This is a genomic window from Parasediminibacterium sp. HNIBRBA5674 (genome assembly GCF_056745525.1).
In genome coordinates this window covers 48209-72967 of the sequence record NZ_JBQWIE010000009.1, presented here as the reverse complement: position 1 = coordinate 72967, position 24759 = coordinate 48209, and the positions used below count along the sequence as shown (strand labels likewise).

Here is a 24759-nt window from a genome sequence, read left to right as displayed (position 1 = left end):
TAACCGCTAAGGCGGTCGGGCTGTCCGTTATTACTCCGCCACAATAGCTTGGCTGCAAAGCCTTCAGCGGGGTAGCCACTGCCATCCCTTACGCAATAGTGCAGCAGGCTAAGAAAGTTGTAACCACAGCAAATTCAGGAATTGCAACAAGCAGTATAAAAGGCCTAAAAAATTTCCTGCCTTGAAAATTTATTTTCCAAGCTAGGAAATCTCAATTTCCTAGTGTGCTAATTTTTTTTCCTAGCTAGGAAAATTTTAACGCCTAACTAGGGATTTATTTATCATACTTTATCAAATTTCAAAACTCGACTCTTGTATTCTAATTTATGAGTGAGCAAGTATCTGTAAGCACATCTTATCCAACAGCTTTTACTTTATTGCTGTAACAACTTACTCAAAAAAGATTCTTACCGTTTGGTAAAACCATTTGTTTTGTACTGCAGCACCTTGCTGTTGCATTTTTTGGTTAAAACCTTGCAAGCCAAACAAACCAGCCAGATTACCACTATTGATAGCAATTTCTAAATAGCCAGCAGAATTAAACCAAGCCAATTTTTCGCCTTCAACAACGCTTGAATAGTTATTGCTAATCTTATCAATTACTTCATTGCGCTTAAATACAATCTTAAAGTTTCTATCACGTCGTTGTTCTTCAAACTCTTGTTTGGTAATATTAATCACAACGTTTTCAAAATTGTCTATAAATAAAATTTGGCCTTCCATCCAATCTGGCCCTATGGTAGCACGTAAAGGATATTTTTCAATTAACTGCTGTACAGGATAGCCTACTTCTGATAAATTATTGGTGTGTAATAAAGCGGCAATAGCTTTTGCAACAATGGCAGTTACAGATAACAAACTATGATAACCACTTACAGGAATGGCTACAATTTCTTCTGGTTTATTACCTGTAATCATAGTAATAATGCCATTATCGGGGCAAATGATGTATTGGTTATTGTGCTTGGCTACCAATAAATATTGTAAAGCATTTTCAAAAAAGTCAAGTACCACGATATGGCAGGTGTTATCTGGAAAATGTTTAAAAGCATTGGCACAGATATAGGCAGCTTGCGGGTAATTATCTTTGGGTAAATAATGCGTGATATCAACAACATTAAAACCAGCATACTGCGATAGTAACTGACCTTTAATGGCGCCAACTACAAAGTCTTGCTGGCCTATATCTGTTGTTAAAGTAACAATTGGCATTAGTTATCGGTAACGTAAAACAGGTAGTTATTATTTTACCAATTCACCATTTTTATAAAAGTAGTTGCGAGTCAATATATCTGCAAGCGATGGAAAAAATTTATTCATAAATACTGTACGCTTACCAGTAGCTGTTAATACTAAGGTACGCTTTCTTTTTTCTATTGCAGTAATTATGTGTTGTGCACATTCTTCACTTGTCATCATCTTACCTTCGTCCATAGAAGTTTCACCATGCGACTCACCTTTACTGTTTAATGCCGCCACTCTAATATTAGAAGCTGTAAATCCTGGGCACACCCACATTACATTTACACCACTGTCAAGCAATTCTGTTCTTACTGCCTCAAGCCAGCCATTTACAGCAAACTTACTAGCACTGTAACCGCTTCTACCAGGTAAGCCTCTATAACCTGCAATAGACGATACGCCTACAATAGTACCTTTATTAGCAGTGATGTAAGGCAACGCAAATTTGGTACAATAAACAGTACCCCAAAAATTGATATCCATCACTTTACGTAATGCCTCTAACTCAACATCTTGTAAAAGGGCACGCATAGATACACCTGCATTATTTATTAAAATATCAATGGTAGAAAAGTTTTTAATTACCTTTTCTATAAATAATGTACACTCTTGTTCTTTACTTACATCTGCAGAATGTATCACTAATGGCTTACCCGGATGTGCTTTTTGCAATTGATACAATTTATCATAATTTCTGCCACAGGTTGCTACCTTAGCACCTAGCAATAAAAAAGCATCTACTAAAGCCTTACCTATACCATCGCTACCACCTGTAATTACTACTACCTTATTTTGAAACACAGACATAATTTTTAAAAATTCTGAACAAAAATAAGCTTACTACGTTTTAATAATCAGTTCTTTTAAAATTTAGTTTACGTCTTTGCAAAAAGTAATTCAAGCAAAAATATTTTCTATTTTTTTCTAAATTATTTGGTGCAATAATCAAAACCCCTATTTTTGCACTCCCAAAATGAAAAAGGAATAAAAATCCTTAGAAAAAGGGTAAGATTTCGTAGCTCAGCTGGTAGAGCACATCACTTTTAATGATGGGGTCTTGGGTTCGAATCCCAACGGAATCACACTAAAATACAAACGCTTTAAAAAGCCGTAAACCCACTATTTACGGCTTTTTCATTAAGATTTCGTAGCTCAGTTGGTAGAGCACATCACTTTTAATGATGGGGTCTTGGGTTCGAGTCCCAACGGGATCACAAAACAAAAAAGCTTCACAACTGTGAGGTTTTTTTGTGTCCGTATCTTTTACTTTTTATTACGATTTCAAGATTGATGGCAAAAAAAATCACACCCAGAAATAGATGTGATTTGTGGAGCGTAGCGGGGTCGAACCGCTGACCTCTTGCATGCCATGCAAGCGCTCTACCAACTGAGCTAACACCCCTGAAAGATTGCAAATGTAAAGTTTCGCTAACTACAATACCAAAAGAAATTACTGTTCTTCTTGTTCCATCAATTTAGCTCTTAGTGCTCTCAATTCTGTTTCAAAGTCGGCTACTTGTAAGGCATCTTTTACATCAAAATTGCCAATTTTAGTTCTGCATAAGCTGCTCATATAGCCGCCTACACCTAATCCTGCGCCAAAGTCATTTGCCAAGCTTCTAATATAAGTACCCGTAGAACAGCGCACTCTAAAATGAACGACAGGTAATTCGATATTTACAATGTCAAATTCATGAATGGTAACAGGTCTCGGTTCTACTTCTACCACAATACCTTGTCTTGCAGATTCATATAGGCGTTTGCCATCTTTTTTTATAGCAGAATGTTGTGGTGGATATTGTAAAATATTGCCTTTAAACTGCTCAGTTGCAGCAATAATTTGTTCTTTGGTAAGATGGCTTGTTTCTTTGAAATTTTCAGGTTCAGTTTCTAAATCAAAACTTGGTGTAGTGCTGCCTAACGTAATAGTGCCAGTGTATTCTTTAGGCATACCCATATACTCGTTAATCTTCTTAGTAAACTTGCCTGTACACACAATTAATAGCCCAGTTGCTAATGGATCCAATGTGCCAGCATGCCCTACTTTTTTTACCTTAGTTAGATAACGTACTTTGCTTACAACATTAAAACTTGTCCATGTTAAAGGCTTATCAAACAATAGCACTTTACCCTCACTGTATTCTTGAATTGGTAGCATTTGGCAAATGTAAGTAACAGCATGTGTTTATTTTTTGTGGCAAAGCAAAATGCTAACAATATATTTGTTACATATCGGCTTTAACCCAATGAACAAATACTCTAAACAAACACGTATTTTAACGGCTGTTGATTGTATCATCTTTGGTTTTGATGGTACTGAGCTAAAACTGCTATTAATTAAACGGGCATTCGAGCCAGAAAAAGGCAATTGGAGCTTGATGGGTGGCTTTGTACAAGCTACTGAAAGCTTTGATGCTGCGGCAGAAAGGGTGCTAAAACAACTAACAGGCCTTGATGGCGTATATCTTGAACAGTTGTATGCTTTCGGGGCAATTGATAGAGACCCGCTTGAACGTACAATCTCAATTGCTTATTTCGCACTAATTGACATTCATAAATATGAGAAGCAAATAAGTGAGGACTATCATGCAGAATGGGTACCTGTTAAGCAAGTACCAGCTTTGATATTTGATCATCTGCAAATGATTAAAATGGCGAGGGAAAAGTTACAGTATAAAGCAGCCCTGCATCCTATCCTATTTGAATTACTGCCAGAAAAATTTACGCTGCCACAATTACAAAGCCTTTACGAAGGTGTGTATGATACAGAATTTGATAAACGTAATTTTAGCAGAAAAGTATTATCAACAGGACTTATAATAAAGCAGAAGGAAAAAGAAAAGGCTTCTTCAAAAAAAGGGGCTTTCTATTATAAATTAAACAAACGTAGTTACAAAGCAAATTTTCAAGCTTTTTTGAATATCATACCTAATTCACATAAATTGAAATAAGGTGTTAATAACCATAAAAAGTTTAAGTTTTCAGAAACTTAAATTTTTTTAACACACTTTTTAAGTGTTAATTTGACACCTATTGATAAATTATTTGAGGTTTGCAACGGTAAATGCGAGTTTCACTTGCCATTGAAAAATAGACAAGACATGAAAGACAACTATGTAATTGGTGTTGACTACGGTACAGATAGTGTACGGTCAATTATAGTAAATGCAGCTAACGGTTTAGAACTTGCTTCTTCCACATTTTATTATCCAAGATGGAAAAAAGGTTTGTATTGCAACGCAGCTACACAACAGTTTCGCCAGCACCCATTAGATTACATTGAGGGGCTTGAATCTACTATTAAAGATTGTATAGCAAAAGCTGGTAGCAATGTTACAGCCAATGTGAGAGCCATATCAGTTGATACAACAGGTTCTACACCTATTGCAGTAAATGAAGCTGGTACGCCGTTGGCCTTAATGCCAGAATTTGCTGAAAATCCACATGCTATGTTCGTACTTTGGAAAGACCATACAAGCATTGGCGAAGCCGCAGAAATAAACGAACATGCTATAAAATTTGATACTAATTACTTACAATTTGTAGGTGGTATTTACAGCAGCGAATGGTTTTGGGCTAAACTATTAAGAACCTTACGTATTGATGAAAACGTACGTAAAGCTTGCTACTCTTGGGTTGAACATTGCGATTGGATACCTTTTTTATTAACCGGTGGTAGCGATGTGAAAGATATAAGAATTGGTGTTTGTGCAGCAGGCCATAAAGCATTATGGAATGATAGTTTTGGCGGCTTACCACCTAATGATTTTTTTGCATCATTAGATCCATTGTTAGATGGCTTTACGAGTAGACTTTTTAATAAAACTTATACATCTGACCAAGCAGCAGGTACAATTAGCACAGAATGGGCAAGCAGACTTGGATTGCCAAGTGATGTAACCATTGGCATTGGTGCATTTGACTGTCACATGGGTGCAGTTGGTGGGCAAATTGAACCGTACTATTTAAGTAAAGTTATGGGTACTTCTACCTGCGATATGTTGGTAGCACCTGTTGCAGATATGCAGGATAAATTGGTAAAAGGTATTTGTGGCCAAGTTGATGGCTCTATTATTCCAGGCATGATTGGTCTAGAAGCTGGTCAATCTGCCTTTGGTGATACTTACGCTTGGTGGCGCAATACATTGGCTTGGCCTTTAAAAAATATTTTGGCAAATAGTACACTAATTGATGACGCTACTAAAGAGCAATTAATTAATGAAGCACTTGATAATATCATTCCCACATTAACCAAAGAAGCAGAAAAACTTGATTGGACAGAAAATGATTTGCTAGCTGTTGATTGGTTAAATGGTAGACGTACACCTGATGCGAATCAATCTTTAAAAGCAACAATTACTGGCTTACATCTTGGTAGCGATGCACCTTATATTTTTAGAGCATTGGTAGAAGCAACATGTTTTGGTGCGAAGAAAATTGTAGACAGAATTGCAGAAGAAGGTGTACCTGTAAAGGGCTTAATTGGTTTAGGTGGTGTGGCTAAAAAATCACCATTTATTATGCAAATGATGAGTGATGTAATGAAAATGCCAATTCGTATTCATAAAAGCGAACAAACCTGTGCTGCAGGTGCTGCGATGTTTGCAGCCACTGTTGCTGGCATTTATAATAAAGTTGAAGATGCTATGGCAGCTATGGGTCAAGGGTTTGATGCTTACTACGAGCCAAATCCTGCAAAAACAGCTTTATATGAAAAACGATATGAGAAATATACAGCACTAGGAAAAGCGTCAGAGGCATTTGTCTAAACCATGATTTTGTAGGATGATTGGGATTAAAATGATTAGAATTTCATTTGCCAAAACTTCTACAAAAAGCATTTACAGATAATCTCACAAATCTTTACAATCTTATAAAATCCCCGTTCAGACAAATGAACAAATACGAACACATACAACAAGAGGCTTACGAAGCCAACATGCAGTTGCCAAAATTGGATTTGGTATTATTTACGTTTGGTAATGTTAGTGCTGCTGATAGAAACCTAGGCGTTTTTGCTATTAAACCAAGTGGTGTTGCTTATGAGAAATTAAGCCCTGCAGATATGGTAATTGTTGACTTTGATGGCAAAACCATTGAAGGAAAATTGCGTCCATCATCTGATACTTTAACCCATGCTGTTTTGTACAAGCATTGGGAAGAAATTGGTGGTATTGTACACACACATTCTACCTATGCAACTGCTTGGGCGCAAAGCCAAAGAGATATACCGATTTTTGGCACCACACATGCTGATTACAATACAGTAAATATTCCTTGTGCTGCGCCAATGAGCGATGAGATGATTAAAGGTAATTATGAGTATGAGACAGGCTTTCAGATAATGAACTGCTTTAAAGAAAAGGGTTTGGATTATAAAGAAGTAGAAATGGTGTTGGTTGGTAATCATGCGCCATTTACTTGGGGTAAAAATGCAGATAAAGCGGTACATAATAGTGCAGTTTTAGAACAAGTGGCTAAGATGGCATTACTGACAGAACAAATAAATCCTGCCGCACCAAGATTGAAAGATGCATTGATTAAAAAGCATTTTGAACGCAAGCATGGGCCTGATAGTTATTATGGGCAGTAGTAGTCTGAACCTTGATTTAGTAGGATCAATTTGATTAGAGTGATTCATCAAGACAATCATGAAATCTAACAAATCCAAGTTCAGACAAAGCTTAATAAAGTATCAACTCGTACAAGTGGGTATTTCGCAAGCTCAATATAAACTTGCAACGATGCTAGATTGAAAAACTAAAGACGATAAACAAATTATAAAAATAACACTAATGAATACCTTTCAAAATTTAGAAATTTGGTTTGTTACTGGTAGCCAAGACTTATATGGCGAAGAAACTTTGAAAAAAGTTGCAGAACATTCTCAACAAATTGTAACTGGCATTAACGAAACCAATGCATTGCCTATTAAAATCGTTTACAAGCCTACTGTAAAGTCACCTGAAGAAATTTATGCGGTATGTAGAGATGCCAATTCTACGGCTAATTGTGCAGGTATTATTTCGTGGATGCACACTTTTTCGCCTGCAAAAATGTGGATTAATGGCTTGAAGGCTTTGCAAAAACCAATGTTGCATTTGCACACACAATTCAATAGAGATATTCCTTGGTCTAGCATTGATATGGATTTTATGAATCTAAATCAATCTGCACATGGTGATAGAGAATTTGGTTTTATGATGAGCCGTATGCGCATTAACCGCAAAGTGGTTGTTGGCCATTGGCAAGATACCGAAGTGCTTGATCGCATTAACGCTTGGATGCGTGCAGCAGGTGCTTGGCACGATATGCAAGGCGCAAGATTTGTGCGCTTTGGCGACAATATGCGCTATGTAGCTGTAACTGATGGCGACAAAGTTGAGGCTGAAATGAAATTTGGTTTCTCAGTAAATACACACGGTATTGGTGATTTAGTAGCAGTAATCAACTCAATAGATGACGCTACAATTGCTGCTTATGTAAAAGAATACGAAGCTGAATACAATCTTGTTCCTGCATTATTAGAAGGTGGTGCACAACGTGTATCATTAATAGAAACGGCTCGTATAGAGGCTGGTATGACTAAGTTTTTAGAAGATGGTAACTATAAAGGCTTTACAGATACGTTTGAGGATTTGCATGGTATGGCTCAATTGCCAGGTTTGCCAGTACAAAGATTAATGGCCAAAGGCTATGGCTTTGCTGGTGAAGGTGATTGGAAAACCGCAGCTTTGGTAAGAGCAATGAAAGTTATGGGCCAAGGTTTACCAGGTGGTAATAGTTTTATGGAAGATTATACCTACCATTTTCAGCCAAATAATTCAAAGGTTTTAGGTTCTCATATGCTTGAAATTTGTAGTTCTATTGCTAAGGATAAACCTAATTGTGAAATTCATCCGCTAGGTATAGGTGGTAAAGCCGATCCTGTGCGTTTGGTATTTAATGTAGCTGGTGGTGCAGCTTTAAATGCTTCATTAATAGATATGGGCAACCGTTTTAGACTATTAATTAATGAGGTAGTTGCTGTAGAAGCTGAAGAAGCATTACCTAAATTGCCTGTGGCTAGAGTATTATGGCAGCCTTTACCTGACATGAAACAAGCTTGCGCTAGCTGGATTTATGCAGGTGGTGCACACCATACAGGCTATAGCCAAAACCTTACAGCCGAACATTTGCAAGACTTTGCAGATATTGCTGGTATTGAATTCATTAACATCAATGCTACGTCTACCACACAAAGTATTCGTAATGAGTTGAGATGGAATGAGGTGTATTATCAATTAAATAAAAGCTAGATAACAATTTAGAAATAGTCAACTTGTGAAGAATCGCAATTAATTAGGCAATCATTTGCATTTTTGAAAGATAATCTCATACATTTATCGCTCAAAAATTAGCTTCAGAATTTAAAACTAACCTCAACTTTAGCCAAAATGAAAACATTACAAAGCCTTGACTATTTTGTGTTTATCTTCTATTTTATAATTGTTACAGGTTATGGATATTGGGTATACAAACGTAAACAAGAATCTAGTGGATCTGCATCGCATGACTACTTTCTTGCAGAAGGTTCATTAACATGGTGGGCAATTGGTGCATCTTTAATTGCTTCAAATATTTCAGCAGAACAGTTCATTGGCATGAGTGGTGAAGGTTTTTTTGTAGGCACAGCTGTTGCGGCTTACGAATGGATTGCTGCAATTGCCCTAATTATTATTGCTGTATGGTTTATTCCAATTTACCTTAAGAATAAGATTTATACAATGCCTCAGTTTTTAAAAACGAGGTATAATGATTCAGTAGCGTTAATTATGGCAGTGTTTTGGCTATTCCTATACATTTTTGTAAACTTCACATCTATTCTTTATTTAGGTGCGTTTGCAATTGATGGTTTATTAGGTGGTGGCTACTTGCATGTTGTAATGATTGTATTGATGGTTATGGCATTACTTATTAGTCTTGGTGGTATGAAAGTTATTGGTTTTACCGATGTTATTCAAGTTGCAGTACTAATTATTGGTGGTTTTGCTACCGTATACATGGCGTTACTAATTGTAGATCAACGTATTAACCATGTTGCTTCAGGTAGTGCCATTGCAGGTTTTAATACACTAATGAGCCAAGCCCCAGATCATTTTAAAATGATGTTACCTAAACCTAATAATACTGATATGAGTGCTGCTGGTCAACTTGCTAGAGACAAATTCTTAGTATTGCCTGGTATTGCTATGTATTTCGCGGGTCAATGGATTGTTAATTTAAACTATTGGGGCTGTAACCAATACATCACACAACGTGCTTTAGGTGCTAAGCTAGAAACTGCACGAAAAGGCATCCTTTTCGCTGGTTTTATTAAATTGTTTATGCCTATTATCGTTATGTTACCAGGTATTGCTGCTTATGTGTTACACAGTAATGGTCAGTTAGAGAATTTCTCTGGTAGTAAAGATGGTGCATATTCAGCTATCCTAGCCTTTTTACCAGCTGGCTTAAAAGGCTTAGCCATCGCAGCCCTTACCGCAGCAATAGTAGCATCATTAGCTGGTAAAGCAAACAGTATCTCTACAATCTTCACTTTAGATATTTACAAAAAGTACTTAAATAAAGAGGCTGACGAAAAGAAAATGGTTTGGACAGGTCGTTTAACCATTATTGTGTCAATGATAATAGCTATTCTATTTACATGGAAAGATATTTTAGGTATTGGTGGTGAAGGTGGTTTCACATTTATCCAAAAATATACAGGCTTTATTAGCCCTGGTGTATTTGCAATGTTTATTTTAGGTTTTTTCTGGAAACGCACCACTGCATCTGCTGCACTAGTGGGTTTAATTTTAGGTTTTGTATTAGCAATATTCTTTAATAGTTATGCTGTAAACCTACTAGGAAAAGAGAATTTCTTATACACTGCTTATTTAAACAAAGATGGTGTTTATGAGATTCCATTCTTAATAAACATGGGTTGGTCTTTCTTCTTTACAGTAGTTACCATGGTTGCAATAAGTATGGCTGGGCCTAAGGTTAATCCAAAAGCATTTGAGATTGATAAAGCAATGTTTAAAATTAGTAACAATACATTGGTATTAATTATCATTACGCTAATCTTATTAAGCGCACTTTACATTAAATTTTGGTAATCGCGTTTAATAAATTCTAACAAAAAGCTACTTTGGTCAATTTGCCAAAGTAGCTTTTTTATGTAGTAGACCTCTTTTTAATAAATATTATAAAAGCCGCCTAGTTTCGCGGTAATCAAACACAAACAAGCAAGCAATGGCAACAATCAACAAGGCATTTATTTTCGATATGAACGGCACTATGATAGACGATATGGCTTATCATGCAAAAGGCTGGTACAATATTTTAACAGACGATTTAGGCGCAACACTTACGTTTGAAGAAGTAAGTAGAGAAATGTATGGGAAAAATAGTGAGTTACTTGAACGGGTTTTTGGTAAAGGAAAATTTACCAAAGAAGAAATGGATTTCTGGAGCATCGAAAAAGAAAAACGTTACCAAGCAACTTACTTACCAAAATTGGCATTAATTGAAGGCTTACAATCTTTTCTTGAAGCTGCTTATAATGCAGAAATACTTATGTCCATTGGTTCAGCAGCTATTCCTTTTAATATTAATTTCGTGCTTGACAATTTGCGGTTACGCAAATATTTTAAAGCCATTGTAAGTGCAGATGATGTTGCAATAAGTAAACCACATCCTGAAACATTCACTAAAGCCGCAAGCTTAATGGGGGTAGCTCCTGAAAATTGTATTGTATTTGAAGACGCCCCAAAAGGTGTAGAAGCTGCTCAGAACGCAGGTATGCAATGTGTAGTACTTACTACTATGCACGAAGCAGAAGAATTTAGCCAATACACCAATATAATTTGCTTTGTAAAAGACTACACACAACTACGAGTAGAAGATTTAGCGTAATGCAAATACTTAAAATTACAAAACTCACCGTTGCTGGTGGGTTTTGTTTAAATTCTCAAGAAGTTCGAAAGAGTACTTACAAAGCGACTTTAGGGGGGCCGCTCCAGCGGCTAATAACACATCTGCCCGCCTGTAAATCAATACAAGCCAGTGTGTACGCTCTTGTCTAGCAAAGCACGTAGGCCTGTTTCTCGTAAAAGTTTAGTTAATAAAGATTTACGCAAATTTATTTTTTTTCTTTGTACAAATACTCTCATTTTAGTTTTGCCATCAGGCAAAGCTGCAACACAAATATCTAAACAGCAAGTTCGGCATTATTTGCTGTTATTACAGCCGTTACCTATCAGAATCTTCCGAAGTAGTTTCTTGCTGATGAGATTGCACCGTTTTACTATAAGCCAAATCATTTTTTGTGGTAAAATCTCTTGTAATAGTAAAATTACCACAAAACTGTGGTAAAAAAAATGTGGCAAATTATTTACCACAAAAAAAATATCACAAAAATGTGGTAAAAAAAAGTCAGCTAAAAAATTATCACAAAGCTAGTTTCTCTCGTAATTAATTACTGTAAGGTTGCTGATTTTAAAAATATAGACTAATATGGCATTATAAATGACTAGTTAATTACCATTTGGATGCTCACCACCAACCGTTTAAAGCTACGATTGTTGTAATAACCTATCTTTTATTGCGTTAATCACATTATTTAATTGTTAAAAATGGCTGAAAAAGTAGTATTTGCGAAGGCAAAAAAATCTGTTTTATGATGATAAATAATCTGTTTAGTGAGCGTAAAATAAATACCTGCTTATTCACATTTTTGTAAAAACCAGGGTATTTATTTAACTTTGAGACTCATTCAAAATCCATTTAAAATGATTACCCAAACCTTAACTCCACAGCAAGTGGAAACTGCATTAGCAAAAGCTAAAAAGAACAAAAAAAAGTACATGCAATCTATCCAAAAAATAGTGGATGGGCATAAAGCATTTTTAACCACTACCCAAGATGATGTATTGGTAGGTGCTGGTACGATTGATTTATTAGGTGTTGCCGTTTACCAGTGGGTAGATACTACCTCTATTTTTACAGATGGTTCTACCTTATCCTTTTCAGGTAGCGACTGGGCATTAAGTGCCATATTTGGTGACTGCCCTGTAGCTGTATCTACCTTGTATGTACCGTTAAACCAAGTGCCATCTAGTGGCTATGCAAGAGTTACTGCTTTAGCTTACGAAGAAGGCGGCATTTTGGTACAATTGTACGATAATAATGATGTATTACTAGCAACAGTTGGTGGCCCCATAGAAGGTCTTGGCTTAGACGCACCACTTACAGTAGATGGAACATACACCACTACACCAGCTTAATCAACAAAAATTTATAAGCAGCCTTTCTTTTTTTTAGAAGGGCTGTTTCTTTATAAAAAATAAACCTCGCTTTTCGAGAAATTCAACCACTTACTAATAGCTAAGGATTTACAAGTCCTAAGGCTCGTGGGCAAAACTACACCAGCAAAACAAGTAGGAATCCTCTGAGGCATCTGGAAATAAAAATTTTATTATTACCCAAAAATCTCCCCCACTACAAAACCAAATTGATTAGCATAGCGGGCAGCAATATACACGCCATTTACGTTCAAATAATTTATTTGCAATATCTCGCCATTGTTACAGGCAATGGACATATATTCACCAATGTTTAAGATAGTACCGCTTTGCGTTTGCGGGATAATATTTACACTTTCTATAAACGCATCTAAAAACCTTACATTCCAATGGTTATAATTAGTAGCCGCACCAATATACCAAGCGTTGCAGGCTTTTATCAAATGGCAAATTTGTAAAGCTGTCATGCTTTGCCAATTAATGCTTACATCTTCTAAAGTAGGTGATGCTTGGTAGCTAGCCTCGGCGGCATTTTGTTCAACTGCATGTAGCGGCTTGCCTTGTAATAAGCTACTGAGTATGCCATGCACCCCAGTAACAGTAAGGTTGCTGAGCATTTGCTGGGCATAGGTATAATTTATGTGTGGTTGGTTGGGTATTTCTGCTTGCCAAACTATTGCACCTGCATCTAGTTTATTGGTCAAGTGGTGTATGGTGATGCCAATCGTGGGGCTACCGCTTTTTAATTGCCAAAACAATGGTGCTGGCCCTCTAAACTGTGGCAATTTACCAAAATGAATATTGTAAATGCCCAAGGGTAAGGGCTTAATATTGCTAAGGTTTACTTTATTACTGTAGCCTAATATAAAAACAATATCAGCATTTATTTGCTGTAGCCAATAGTACAGGTTAGTAATATCAATTTCTATGTTAGCTGATATTTGGTGGGAATGGCAAAAATTTGATACTTGGGCTAGACTACTGGCATTGGGGCTTTTGCCAATATACACCATGGGTACAACTTGCTGAGATATTAAAAAAGACAGTAACGGCAGGCTAGCATCGCTATTAGTTATAATGCCTATTTTCATACATAGCTAAGTCTAGGTGTGTAAAAGAAACTGATTTACAAAGGCTGTAAGGCAGTTCATTACAAAAAATTTTGTCTAAACAGTTTCTCACTATTGCGTGCGCGGCAGGCAATCTGCATTGTTAAACAGGTAGTTTAAATAGCTTCATGACTCACTATTAACTTCTTCTACTAAGGATGATCTGGCCAAGTACCTACTGTTGCTATTACAAAGTTGATACCCAATACGGGTTGAATATTTGGTATTGGTGGTACTGGTGAATTACTACCCGTATTATTTACCGTAACCATACCTGCTGCTGTACTACTACCATTTAGTGGTACAGTAGGTGGGCCAATGTATTCAGCGGTAACATTTACACTCATTTTAGCAGTACCATCTTGTGGGCCATAAGCCAATACAGGTTTAGATACAGATCCACTAGATATTGGTGGAACTTGTGCTAGGCCAATATTAACACCTGGTGTGCTAGTAGTACCCATAGCCGTAGTGGTTAGCATTACGCCCTGTGCTATAATTGGGGGCAATGGTGCAGTATTACCTTCAAGTATGGTTTGCTTACCTGTAAATGTTGCAGCATGGTTGTGAAATGGTAGGTTTGGCACGGCTAGGGTATTGGTTTCTGCACCTGTGGGTTTGCCCAGTGTATAGGTATTTTGCAAATTAGACCCTTGCCCAACCTGTATGGGCAACCTACCTCTTAAATCGGGCACGCCAAAAGTCGTTCTGCCATCACCACCATAGATTGTACCCAATAAGGCATACAATGCTTGGTTGTCGCCAATAGACAATAATTGCCCGTTGCACAATGCCCAACCATCTGGTGCATAATCAGATGCAACCATAGAAATTTCACCTATAAACGGTTCTGTCATAATTGTATGTTTTATGGTTATAAAGTAAGAAATGTGTATTACCTTCTAAAGGCTAAACATTGGCTCTTCGGGATGCTAAAAGAACAATACCTGAAGTACTAAAAAACTAGCTTACCTACTAGCAGGATTCTACTAAATAAATTGAGAATACGCAAATTAAGGATGTGGTGGGTAATTACCGTACAATGCTATTACAAAGTTGATGCCCAATACTGGTTGAATATTTGGTACAGGTATATTGCTCCCCGTATTGCCAACTTCAACCGAGCCCGCCGCAATACTTGTACCAGCTAATATAGCAGTACCATTGCCTTGATAAACAGCAGTAACATTAACGTTCAATTTGGCAGTACCATCTTGTGGGCCATAGGCCAATACTGATTTAGGACCGCCCTGACCAGCATTAAATGGAATTTGGGGAATTTGTGCCGGACCAATATTAACGCCGGGTGTACTAGTTGTACCCATTGCAGTGGTAGTTTGCAATACGCCACCCGCTGAAATATTGGGCAATGGGCCTGTTTGACCACTAATTGGGCTTTGAAAGCCAGTAAATTTTGCAGTGTGGTTGTGTGACGGCAGGTTAGGTACAGTTAGGGTATTAGTTTCGGTACCAGCTGTTACACCCAATTCATAATTGTTTTTCAAACCTGTACCCTGCCCTGGATGTATAGGCAACCGGCCCCTTAAATCTGGCACAGCAAAGTTGTGTACACCATCACCACCATAAGTGGTACCTAATACCGAGAATAAAGCCTGGTATTGGCTTACTGGTAACAATTGACCATTACACAATGCCCAATTTACGGGTGCATAATTAAATGCCACCATGGAAATTTGACCTACATACGGTTCTGTCATAATTGTCTGTTTTTTTATAATTAAATAATAAGAGACATTTTATGGCATTACAAATGCCCACATAGCTGTACTTCGAGATACCTTACGGAACATCCCGAAGCTCGGCTTAAATTAGAATACTATCCATTCAGCCCCTGTCCATATTAATGCACTCATAAATCCGTTGGTACTATTAAGTGGATAATTAGCCGACGCAGCGAAAGCTGTACCACCCTGTTGATAATTAATAGGACCACTTGCACTATTGGTAATCTTATTACCCGTGCTACTTGTAGGAGAAGCAATTCTAATAACAATGCCTGGTGAGGGAGAAGTAGGTAATGTTAACGTAATATTATTAGCAGTAATTAAGTAATTCCCACTGGCATTAGGTAAGGTTTGACTTGTATTTGTTACTGTGTAACTTGCACTACCACCGCCGCCACCGCTAGGTGTACTAAATGCACCTGTACCATCCAAATAAGTAGTGGCACTACCAGAGCTGGTACCTAGTCGTGCCGCAGGTATTGTACCCATAGTAGCATTGCCCAATGCGGTTACCATACGATTACCTGCTGCTACTGACGTAGCAAGTGTTGTTACAGCTGTTGAAGATATTGTTATATCACCCGTTACTGTTTGAGGGCTTTGTGGGGCAAACGGTGTAGATCCTGTTAAATACACCTGACCAGCGGCCGTACCATTTGTAAAGCCAGCACCAGTAGCACCAGTTACGCCAGCTAAACCCTGTAAGCCTGTTGCACCAGTAGCACCTGTTACACCAGCCAAACCTTGTAGGCCTGTTGCACCAGTAGCACCAGTAGCACCAGCTAAACCTTGTAGGCCTGTTGCACCAGTAGCACCAGTTACACCAGCTAAACCTTGTAAGCCAGTTGCACCAGTAGCACCAGTAGCACCAGCTAAACCTTGAATCCCTTGTAAGCCTGTTGCACCTGTAGCACCAGTAGTACCACCACTACCACCAATTACAGTAGCCCAGCTTGTTATAGTACCATCGTTAGTTAAATATTTACCTGTGGTAGCACCTGATATGGCAGGAACGCCATTGCCTGTAGCACCAGTTGCACCAGCCAAACCTTGAATACCTTGTAAGCCTGTCGCACCTGTAGCGCCAGTTGCACCAGCCAAACCTTGAATGCCTTGTAAACCTGTGGCACCTGTTGCACCAGTTACGCCAGCCAAACCTTGAATGCCTTGTAGACCTGTTGCACCTGTAGCGCCAGTTGCACCAGCCAAACCTTGAATGCCTTGTAAACCTGTGGCACCTGTTGCACCAGTTACGCCAGCCAAACCTTGAATGCCTTGTAGACCTGTTGCACCTGTAGCGCCAGTTGCACCAGCCAAACCTTGAATGCCTTGTAAACCTGTTGCACCTGTAGCACCAGTTGCACCAGCCAAACCTTGAATGCCTTGTAAACCTGTGGCACCAGTTGCACCAGCCAAACCTTGAATGCCTTGTAGACCAGTTGCACCTGTAGCGCCAGCCAAACCTTGAATGCCTTGTAAACCTGTTGCACCTGTAGCGCCAGTTGCACCAGCCAAACCTTGAATACCTTGTAAGCCTGTCGCACCTGTAGCGCCAGTTACGCCAGCTAAACCTTGAATGCCTTGTAAGCCAGTTGCACCTGTAGCACCAGTTGCACCAGCCAAACCTTGAATGCCTTGTAAACCTGTGGCACCAGTTGCACCAGCCAAACCTTGAATGCCTTGTAGACCAGTTGCACCTGTAGCGCCAGCCAAACCTTGAATGCCTTGTAAACCTGTTGCACCTGTAGCGCCAGTTGCACCAGCCAAACCTTGAATACCTTGTAAGCCTGTCGCACCAGTAGCGCCAGTTACGCCAGCCAAACCTTGAATACCTTGTAGACCAGTTGCACCTGTAGCGCCAGTTACGCCAGCTAAACCTTGAATGCCTTGTAAACCTGTGGCACCAGTTGCACCAGCCAAACCTTGAATGCCTTGTAAACCTGTGGCACCTGTTGCACCAGTTACGCCAGCCAAACCTTGAATGCCTTGTAGACCTGTTGCACCTGTAGCGCCAGTTGCACCTTTAGGGCCTGGATTTAATGAGTACAAAGCATACGGCACGCTTAATAATTTACTAGCCCCCAAATTAATATAGCCTGCACCTAAATCTATTTCTGTTTGTATGTATTTCTGAGTGGAACTGCTCCACGTGATAGCAGAGAATGTTCCTATTGTTGGTGTGCCAGAACCGATATCTAGCGTAAACAATCCATATTGGTTGGTTGCTACTGACTGAGTTTCTTGGTATTCAACCGTTCCATTTGCACTACCCATAAGTATAGATACTCTAACATTAAATGATGTATTAACTAGTAGTGCACCATTTACACCTCTTGCTACCGCTTGATATTTAAATGCTTGAGGTTGAGCAAGAACCGCACTACTGATAAAAAGGGTTACTAATAGAAGTAGGATTGTTTTTTTCATTACATTATAGTTATGGTCTAAAAAGTTATTGCGTGTATTTATTATTTATTGTTTTATAAGTTTAACTGAACCTTTAAAATTATTATCACTTCTTACCCTTAAAAAATAAGTTCCTTGAGCATAAGAAGAAATATTAAAATCAACGTATAAAAAATTAAAATTGGCGTATACTACTGTTTTAGTTTGCAGAACTCTGCCAATAGCATCAATAATATCTATATTATAAGTTCCATTAGCTACATTATTAAATGCTAGCTTTACAAAACCATTAGTGGTAGGGTTGGGAAATATTGTAAGCGATTTGCTAATATCTCTGTTTAAAACTTCTTTTAGTTCAATATCGGGTTGTGTAAAACCAGTTGTAAGGTATCTACTATTATCTGAGCTTGATAAAAGCTCACCAACCGCTTCGCCCAATACGTAAGTAATGCTTAAATCACCTTTTTGTAAGGTTTCGCCTGATGAACATTGAACGGTACGTGATAAAGATTGAGAGGCTGCATTTATTCCTGTAGATAGGAAGGCAATTATTATTGCTAGGGTTAAGAGTAGTTTTGGCATCAAAATAGGATTAAAAAATAAAAGTGCAAATAAAATGTGAAATTTCCAAGAATAGTTAAACAAATTTAAAAAAAATATTGATAACATAAGTTTGTGTAAGCCATTTAGGCCACATGGCAAAAAGATGGGTACATAGAGTTTTTGCAAGTTAATTTCTCAAAACTTAATTTAAAATTCTTGATGTAGAACAACTAAAAATAGTTGGCAAATAACTTTTTATTTATTTTGCCGTCAACTAAAATAGCTATGAATCGTTTGAAAACCTTAGTTATTATACCATGTTTTAATGAAGAGGAGGCGCTTCCCAATTTAATTGCTGAGGTTAAACTTGTTCAAAAGGAAGTCCCAAATTTAAATATTTTGGTTGTAAATGATTGTTCTACTGACAATACATTTCAAGTAGCAAAAGCATTGGAAATTAATACGCTTAATCTACCAGTAAATCTTGGAATAGGTGGTGCAATGCAAGCTGGTTTTTTATACGCACATTTTAATCATTATGACTTTGCTATACAGTTAGACGGTGATGGGCAGCACAATCCACAAGAAATAAAGAAATTATTTGACACTGCCGAAAAGTATAAACCTGATATTGTAATTGGTTCAAGATTTATACATAAACAAGGTTTTCAATCCTCTTTTTTAAGAAGAGTAGGTATTTCATATTTTTTTATCATTAATAAAATATTTACTGGTTTAAGCATTCTTGACAGTACATCAGGATTCAGATTATTGAATAGAAAAGCATTTTCATTTGCAGCATTCAATTATCCCGATGAATTTCCAGAACCAGAATCAATTGTTATTTTCGCAAAACAAGGATTGATAATACAGGAAACTCCTGTAATTATGCGAGAACGGCAAGGAGGGCAATCGTCTATTAGATGGTTTTTGCAATTGTATTACATTATTAAAGTTAGCATTGCAATGTTTTTTTCTTACATACGAAAATAGATTCTATGGCTCGCATACAAATTATCACTATCATCATCAACTTATTTTTTATAGGCTATATAAGTTGGTTGATTATTAAAGGAAAGCTCCGTGAAGAATATGCAGTAGTATGGATAATAATAACGTTATTCATGGCCATATTTTCGTTTTGGCGAGATGGGCTTGCTTATTTTTCAAAGCTATTTGGAGTAATAGAACCACCAAATTTAGTATTTACTGTTTTTATTTTTCTAATTATGGTTTATTTACTCCATTTAAGTCAGGTAAGTTCTAAAATGCAAAAAAACATTACCAAGCTTACACAAGAAGTTGCTTTATTAAAAAATGCAATAGATACAAGTAATAATAACAAAATAAATTTTTAAATAAAATGAAGCGAACTGTACGAAATGCAATTATAGTAGCGTTAGTTTTATTTGTACTATTACTCATAAGCTATTCCAATCATTTTAATAATGGCTTCCATTTTGACGATATGCATACAATTGTTAATAATGTGCATATTAGAGCCCTAAAAAACATTCCCGAATTTTATAGAAACCCAAAAATGTTCAGTGCTTCGCCAGCACATTGGGGTATGCGACCTTTAGTAACTACTACATTGGCCATTGATTATTTTTTAGGTAAAGGCTTAACCCCTTTTTATTTCCAATTATCCACATTCCTTTGGCATATACTCTTGGTGTTTATACTATTTATAGTATATAAAAAATTATTAAAAAAATCACTATCCGATGAGACGTATGTATTAATTTCGGCTGTTTTAGGTGCTGGTTGGTTTGCATTACATACAGCTAATGCCGAGACATTAAATTATATTATTTCAAGATCAGATGTACTTTCTACTTTTTTAATTACTCTATCGTTATTAATATTTATTAGCTTTCCTAATAAAAGAAAATACTTATTATATCTTTTACCTGCTGCAATTGGGGTATTTGCAAAAGAAACTGTACCAGTATTAATAATACTATTGTTTTTCTACTTATTGTTTTTTGAAGCGCAGTTGTCCATAGTAGATATTTTTAAAAAGAAAAATATCAAACAAGTAGGAAATGTTATTGTGAAGCTTTTACCCGCAGTTTTAATCATTGCTTCATTTCAACTTTACACTCTTTCTAAAATAAAAGCCATTGAAGGCATATCTAACCCAGCGGGCTATTATATTTTAACGCAATCGTATGTTTGGTTAAGATATTTTGTACTATTTTTTATTCCGGGAAATTTAAGTGCCGATTCTGACTGGTGCGTAATCACAAATCCTTTTGATGAACGAATTATAATTGGGTTGACATTTGTTTTTATCCTTGTTACTACTGTAATAAAAACTTCAGCAAAAAAAGAAACAACACCTATTGCCTTTGGATTGATTTGGTTTATGGCTTCGTTACTACCAACATCGTTCGTGCCTTTTTCAGAAGTTACAAACGACCATAGAATGTATTTTGCTTTTGTTGGATTAACTTTTGCGTTTACTTCTTTTGTTCTGTTACAGATACAGAAAATGAGCAATAAAGAACCGCAATCAAAAAATACAAAAGTTTTTATATTATTGATTGTGTGTGTTGCTTTTTTACTAAATGCATTTGGGGTTTATCAAAGAAATAAAGTTTGGAAAACTGAAGAATCTCTCTGGTATGATGTAACAATTAAAAGCCCTATGAATGGAAGAGGTTTGATGAATTATGGGTTAACACAAATGGAAAAAGGTAATTATGCAGTTGCAAGTAATTACTTTGAAAAGGCTTTAATCTATACACCCTATTATCATAGTTTATTTATTAATTTAGGCATTCTAAAAAGTGCAATGGGCAACCCTACAGATGCGGATATTTATTTTAAGAAAGCAATATTTTACGGATCTACTTATGTGGATTGTTATACTTTTTATGCAAAGTTTCTTATTCAAAACAATAAATATGATGAAGCAATTGCTATTTCTGAAAAAGCATTAAACATTGATCCTTATTCAACTATGGCATTGAATAACTTAATGGTTGTTTATTTACAAACAGAACAATGGAATAAATTAACAGAAACGGCTAAAAGATACCTTTCAATAATTTCAGACGATAAAAACGCATTAGTTTTTCTAGAGTCGGGGAAACGAAAACAAAACTTGTTCATAACAACTACTTCGGCAGAAACAAAAAAATTATCAGCAGAAGATTATATAAATATAAGTCTCAATTATTATAACAAGAAGGAGTATTTAAAATGCATTGATGCTTGCAATGAGGCACTAAAAATTAAGCCTAATATGGTGGAGGCTTATAATAATATTGGTGCTTCTTACAACCAATTAGGGCAATGGGAAAAAGGAATAGAAGCATGTGCAAAAGCATTGCAAATTAATCCGAATTTGCCTCTAGCAAAAGGCAATTTAGAGTGGGCAAAAAGCCATCTTAAAAACAAATAATCTAAACATTTAACTGCCAAATTGCATTGAAGCATTTATTACTATTTTCGAAAAAATCATTCAATCTTTTAGGCCCTAAAAATGGTAACAAACAATGGAACTAAACTATTCGGTTGGAGAAAAATTATTATTGCCCCGCCCTGTTGAAAGAGTAGGTTATATAGTAAAAATGTGTGACGGCAAAAACGTTTTGGACCTTGGTTGCTATGATGAAACAGCTTTAATTAAAGAAAACACTGGAAAATACTTATTTACAGAAATTTCAAAAGTTGCAAAATTGCATTATGGAATAGACAATTCGGCTCAATTACCTGAAAAAGGTATTATCTACTCTGATAGAGAAAAAATATTAAAAGGCGACATATACAATTTACATCAAATAAATTTTGGCAACACTGAATTTGATGTAATAGTTGCCGGTGAATTAATAGAACATTTACCAAATACACTGGATTTTTTTAAGCATATAAAACAATTATACTCAGGCAAAAAAATGATATGCTCTACGCCAAACACCACATCATTTTCTAATATTATATTAGCTCTGTTTAAGAGAGAATCTTGTCATATAGACCATTTGCAGGTGTATTCTTATAAAACATTAAACACGCTTTGTAAACTTGCAGGCTTTTCTAAATGGGAAGTAATTCCTTATCATGTAAAATTTACAGAAATGATTATGCGATCTAAAGGGTTGAAGAAAGTTTTTGTAAATGGCTCTGAGAAATTGGTAAATGGAGTTGAGATTTTATTTCCATTGATTGCAGGTGGTAATATTCTTGAAATAGATATTTAGACCTATACCTTATTTTGTTTATGGCCAATTAAATAAATTGGAATAACTATTTGGGCGAAATATTTACCCCAAATAGTTCGAAAAAGTTTAGTTTCTTCTTGTTTTCGCTTTCCATTATTGATAAGGTTACTGGTTTCTGATGCCACATGAATTCTATGGAGCATTAGAGATTGATTAATGAAATAGAAAGCACCTTTTCGTGAAGCAAGTTCATACCATGCAAACCAATCAAGTACACAGGCATAATCATTAGAAAATGAAAAATTCTTTAATGCTGACGAATTGTATGTAACAGTTGGGCATCCAATTGGATCTCCAAATGCTAGTATCATTTTTTTTACGAAACGCGAATGAATATTTTTTTTAAACAAAAATGGAAATAGTAATATTTTTTTAACAATATGGTTAAGAGAAATATTTCTTGGTTCAGTTCCAATCAAATCTTTATAATCTGTAAATGCAATCAGCCAATCCTTAGCTTTAGAGTTAAATGTATTAACAATTTCCTGACTAAAGTTGGATAGATAAACATCATCTTGATGTGCAATGGTAGTTAGTATTGTAGAAGATTTTGACAAAGCAAAATTCCAGTCGGCAGCAATCCCTTTCTCACCACTGTCATTAATATAACATTTGAGCTGATATTTATCGGCCAATGCTATTATATGATTGTTAGGGGTTGAAGTAGTTATTATTATATTACTTTTCTCTTTTTGAGAAAGCAGGTTTTGAATGCATTGTTCCAAATATGGCGACTCATTATATGCAGGTATTACGAATGTATGTATAGTCATTTTAGATGTTCATGCAAAAAATTAGAGAGTATTACGGCCATAAAAATAAATAATTTATTTAGCTTATAGCTATGTTTTGTTAAATATTTTCTTTAACATTAAAGTTATTTAAAATTATTTTAACCGCAATGAACGCAACTTTTTTAGAAAAGAATTCGCTAAGCCCCTTGCAAACTCTGCATTTTTCACTTTGTGCTTCTCTGCGGTTAAGAAAACAACTTGTTTATTTTAAAGAAACTAAATTTAAAATAATTTTATTATTTAAGTGTGAAATAATATTTTCTAATTGGTTGAATGTAGGTTATTTATAAAATATTTGGTATCATTGTGTTTTGAAAATAAATATTATGGCTTAACCAAATATATACATATTCATAAAATATTTTAACAGACAAATTAGAAATTATGGTTTTAGAAATAATCTTTTGGTTATTGGTTTACTGTTTTTCATCTGCTATTTCAATTGTATTAGTTGGTGATAGAAATTTAATTTCGGGCAACTTATTTAAAAACTATGCGCTCATCAATTTGCTATTTAATTGGAAATTTATTCTAGCAATGTTCTTTGCAATTTTTTCAAGATTAAGTTTTATATTTTTAAATAATAGTTTTTTAAAAATACCTCGCTTAGCCCCTATTTCTACAACGCTCACAACTTTTGTAACCTTACTATCGCTGTTTTTTATAGTGTTGGCAAATTATTTTTTTCTTAACGAAAAATTAAACATTCAACAAGTTATTGGTGCGGCTTTTATTATTGTAGGAATTATTATTATAACAAACTAGATAACAAATACGAACATATAAAAACTCATATCCTCATAAATAAAAAAAATACAATTGTAAAATATTTGGTGTCTATAAATGAGTTTAAATTTAGGAATTTACCACCCCTATATTAATTTTAGGAAAAAAAGTCATTAACATACTGATAGCGGAGGAAACTACTAGTGCCAATAAAGCCCAGTGTCTTTCGGGGCAAATACCCATCATACAAGTAGTTAGTAAAATATAATTTCTTACAGCCCAAGAAAAATTTAAAGCACCTAGAAACACATTAGTACGCTTAGCCCAAATTTTTGGCAAAAAGAAGAATACTGCCATGACTATGCTAAAGAAAATGTTCACTTTACCAGGTGTACCAAAATCTGTTCCTTTAGCGTTCATACCAGTAACTACCAAATCTTTTGTGGGTATAGTAACCCAAGGTAAAAAACAGATACCAATAATTACCAACGCTGCTAATAATCCTATAGTTTGTGAATGTTTCAAAGCATAATATTTTAGTGAATAAAATGGCTGGCGAAGATAACGTAGAGACAGTCTTAAATTGGTAATCAAATTATCACAAGTAATTACCAACCAATACCATAATGTTCACCGTT

General features: G+C 35.9%; 21 protein-coding genes and 3 tRNA genes. 13 read left to right on the top strand and 11 right to left on the bottom strand.

The window, feature by feature from the left end; genetic code table 11:
* Positions 1–390 precede the first annotated feature (390 nt).
* Both ACT9TX_RS06545 and ACT9TX_RS06540 read right to left on the bottom strand, forming a co-directional pair.
* A complete protein-coding gene (locus ACT9TX_RS06545) occupies positions 391–1212 on the bottom strand; it encodes an SAM hydrolase/SAM-dependent halogenase family protein (RefSeq protein WP_481337446.1) in 822 nt (273 codons plus the stop codon).
* A gap of 30 nt (positions 1213–1242) precedes the next feature.
* Positions 1243–2049 (bottom strand): SDR family oxidoreductase, encoded by an 807-nt coding sequence (locus ACT9TX_RS06540; RefSeq protein WP_481337445.1) that lies wholly within the window; start codon positions 2047–2049, stop codon positions 1243–1245.
* A 202-nt stretch (positions 2050–2251) separates the two neighbouring features.
* On the opposite strand from ACT9TX_RS06540, the gene ACT9TX_RS06535 reads away from it, so the two are divergent.
* Positions 2252–2324: transfer RNA gene (locus ACT9TX_RS06535), tRNA-Lys, on the top strand.
* 59 nt (positions 2325–2383) lie between these two features.
* Positions 2384–2456, top strand: a tRNA-Lys gene (locus ACT9TX_RS06530).
* Positions 2457–2571: 115 nt separating this feature from the next.
* On the opposite strand, the gene ACT9TX_RS06525 is transcribed toward ACT9TX_RS06530, so the two are convergent.
* Positions 2572–2644, bottom strand: a tRNA-Ala gene (locus ACT9TX_RS06525).
* Positions 2645–2692: 48 nt separating this feature from the next.
* A complete protein-coding gene (gene truB / locus ACT9TX_RS06520; RefSeq protein ID WP_481337444.1) occupies positions 2693–3400 on the bottom strand; it encodes a tRNA pseudouridine(55) synthase TruB in 708 nt (235 codons plus the stop codon).
* Between the two features lie 88 nt (positions 3401–3488).
* On the opposite strand from truB, the gene ACT9TX_RS06515 reads away from it, so the two are divergent.
* The 7 genes from ACT9TX_RS06515 to ACT9TX_RS06485 all read left to right on the top strand — a co-directional run bounded on the left by ACT9TX_RS06515 (position 3489) and on the right by ACT9TX_RS06485 (position 12551).
* Positions 3489–4193, top strand: coding sequence for an NUDIX hydrolase (locus ACT9TX_RS06515; protein ID WP_481337443.1), 705 nt, complete (start codon positions 3489–3491; stop codon positions 4191–4193).
* Between the two features lie 150 nt (positions 4194–4343).
* Entirely contained in the window at positions 4344–6011 is a 1668-nt protein-coding gene (locus ACT9TX_RS06510; protein ID WP_481337442.1) for a ribulokinase, read from the top strand.
* A 125-nt stretch (positions 6012–6136) separates the two neighbouring features.
* Positions 6137–6835 carry an L-ribulose-5-phosphate 4-epimerase gene (locus ACT9TX_RS06505; RefSeq protein WP_481337441.1) on the top strand — a complete coding sequence of 233 codons (699 nt, stop codon included), beginning with the start codon at positions 6137–6139 and terminating at the stop codon, positions 6833–6835.
* A gap of 202 nt (positions 6836–7037) precedes the next feature.
* Entirely contained in the window at positions 7038–8540 is a 1503-nt protein-coding gene (araA, locus tag ACT9TX_RS06500; protein ID WP_481337440.1) for an L-arabinose isomerase, read from the top strand.
* Between the two features lie 138 nt (positions 8541–8678).
* Entirely contained in the window at positions 8679–10382 is a 1704-nt protein-coding gene (locus ACT9TX_RS06495; protein WP_481337439.1) for a sodium:solute symporter family transporter, read from the top strand.
* Positions 10383–10527: 145 nt separating this feature from the next.
* Positions 10528–11181 carry an HAD family hydrolase gene (locus ACT9TX_RS06490; protein ID WP_481337483.1) on the top strand — a complete coding sequence of 218 codons (654 nt, stop codon included), beginning with the start codon at positions 10528–10530 and terminating at the stop codon, positions 11179–11181.
* An 875-nt stretch (positions 11182–12056) separates the two neighbouring features.
* A complete protein-coding gene (locus ACT9TX_RS06485; protein ID WP_481337438.1) occupies positions 12057–12551 on the top strand; it encodes a hypothetical protein in 495 nt (164 codons plus the stop codon).
* Between the two features lie 194 nt (positions 12552–12745).
* Here ACT9TX_RS06485 and ACT9TX_RS06480 read toward each other — a convergent pair whose 3' ends face one another.
* The 5 genes from ACT9TX_RS06480 to ACT9TX_RS06460 form a co-directional block, all read right to left on the bottom strand.
* A complete protein-coding gene (locus ACT9TX_RS06480; RefSeq protein ID WP_481337437.1) occupies positions 12746–13660 on the bottom strand; it encodes a methionyl-tRNA formyltransferase in 915 nt (304 codons plus the stop codon).
* A gap of 170 nt (positions 13661–13830) precedes the next feature.
* Positions 13831–14535: a phage tail protein gene (locus ACT9TX_RS06475; RefSeq protein WP_481337436.1), complete on the bottom strand. Its 705-nt coding sequence runs from the start codon at positions 14533–14535 to the stop codon at positions 13831–13833.
* A 156-nt stretch (positions 14536–14691) separates the two neighbouring features.
* Complete coding sequence (locus ACT9TX_RS06470) at positions 14692–15396, bottom strand: phage tail protein (protein ID WP_481337435.1); 705 nt, start codon at positions 15394–15396, stop codon at positions 14692–14694.
* A 111-nt stretch (positions 15397–15507) separates the two neighbouring features.
* Complete coding sequence (locus ACT9TX_RS06465; RefSeq protein ID WP_481337434.1) at positions 15508–17850, bottom strand: beta strand repeat-containing protein; 2343 nt, start codon at positions 17848–17850, stop codon at positions 15508–15510.
* Between the two features lie 45 nt (positions 17851–17895).
* Positions 17896–18498, bottom strand: coding sequence for a T9SS type A sorting domain-containing protein (locus tag ACT9TX_RS06460; RefSeq protein ID WP_481337433.1), 603 nt, complete (start codon positions 18496–18498; stop codon positions 17896–17898).
* 159 nt (positions 18499–18657) lie between these two features.
* On the opposite strand from ACT9TX_RS06460, the gene ACT9TX_RS06455 reads away from it, so the two are divergent.
* From ACT9TX_RS06455 to ACT9TX_RS06440, 4 genes are all read left to right on the top strand, one after another.
* Complete coding sequence (locus tag ACT9TX_RS06455) at positions 18658–19365, top strand: glycosyltransferase family 2 protein (RefSeq protein ID WP_481337432.1); 708 nt, start codon at positions 18658–18660, stop codon at positions 19363–19365.
* Positions 19366–19370: 5 nt separating this feature from the next.
* Complete coding sequence (locus ACT9TX_RS06450) at positions 19371–19730, top strand: DUF2304 domain-containing protein (protein WP_481337431.1); 360 nt, start codon at positions 19371–19373, stop codon at positions 19728–19730.
* Positions 19731–19735: 5 nt separating this feature from the next.
* Positions 19736–21784 (top strand): tetratricopeptide repeat protein, encoded by a 2049-nt coding sequence (locus ACT9TX_RS06445; RefSeq protein WP_481337430.1) that lies wholly within the window; start codon positions 19736–19738, stop codon positions 21782–21784.
* Between the two features lie 94 nt (positions 21785–21878).
* The gene (locus ACT9TX_RS06440; protein WP_481337429.1) at positions 21879–22580 is read left to right on the top strand and encodes a methyltransferase domain-containing protein; all 702 of its coding nucleotides are present in this window, start codon (positions 21879–21881) and stop codon (positions 22578–22580) included.
* Between the two features lie 2 nt (positions 22581–22582).
* Here the strand turns inward: ACT9TX_RS06440 and ACT9TX_RS06435 are convergent, their stop codons facing one another.
* Both ACT9TX_RS06435 and ACT9TX_RS06430 read right to left on the bottom strand, forming a co-directional pair.
* Positions 22583–23374: a glycosyltransferase gene (locus ACT9TX_RS06435; RefSeq protein WP_481337428.1), complete on the bottom strand. Its 792-nt coding sequence runs from the start codon at positions 23372–23374 to the stop codon at positions 22583–22585.
* A gap of 876 nt (positions 23375–24250) precedes the next feature.
* Positions 24251–24646, bottom strand: coding sequence for a hypothetical protein (locus tag ACT9TX_RS06430; protein WP_481337427.1), 396 nt, complete (start codon positions 24644–24646; stop codon positions 24251–24253).
* Positions 24647–24759 lie beyond the last annotated feature (113 nt).